The 541-nt window shown below is 57.7% G+C and carries 1 protein-coding gene; it reads left to right on the top strand.

Going from position 1 to position 541, the window contains the following annotated elements; all coding sequences use genetic code 11:
• On the top strand, window positions 1-541 hold a 541-nt coding region (locus BG61_RS38840; protein WP_035943828.1), incomplete at both ends, for an AMP-binding protein.

The raw sequence follows: 541 nt of genomic DNA, 5'->3' as shown, positions 1-541 counted from the left end.
GCCCAAGGGCGTTGCGATCGAACATCGCAACGCCGTCAACTTCCTGACCTGGAGCCAGGATGCCTTCACGTTGGAGGAACTTTCGCAGACCCTGTTTGCAACCTCCCTTAATTTCGATCTGTCGATCTACGAGTGTTTCGCTCCCTTGACGCGAGGCGGCACGGTCCATCTGGTCGACAACGTCCTCGCACTCGTCAGGGATCCGCACGAGGTGAGCCTCATCAATACGGTGCCATCGGCGATTACTTCGCTGCTGGATTCCGGCGCGTCGCTGGCATCCATCCAGACAATCAATCTCGCCGGCGAGCCGTTGAAGCTCGCGCTGATGAAAAGAATCTTTGCCGAGACCGACGTTGAGCGCCTGTGCAATCTCTATGGTCCGTCCGAGACGACGACATACTCGACCTGGATTCAGATGCAGAAAGGCGATCATTTGACCGAAAGCATCGGTAAGCCGATCGCCAATACGCGCATCTACCTGCTTGATGCGCAACGTCAGCTGATGCCTCCGGGCGCGGTGGGCGAGCTTTACATCGGTGGC

The sequence above is a fragment of the Caballeronia glathei genome (genome assembly GCF_000698595.1).
In the GTDB taxonomy this organism is placed as follows: Bacteria; Pseudomonadota; Gammaproteobacteria; order Burkholderiales; family Burkholderiaceae; genus Caballeronia; species Caballeronia glathei.
The sequence above is the reverse complement of the archived record's forward strand: the minus strand, read 5'-3'. Positions and strand labels throughout refer to the sequence as shown.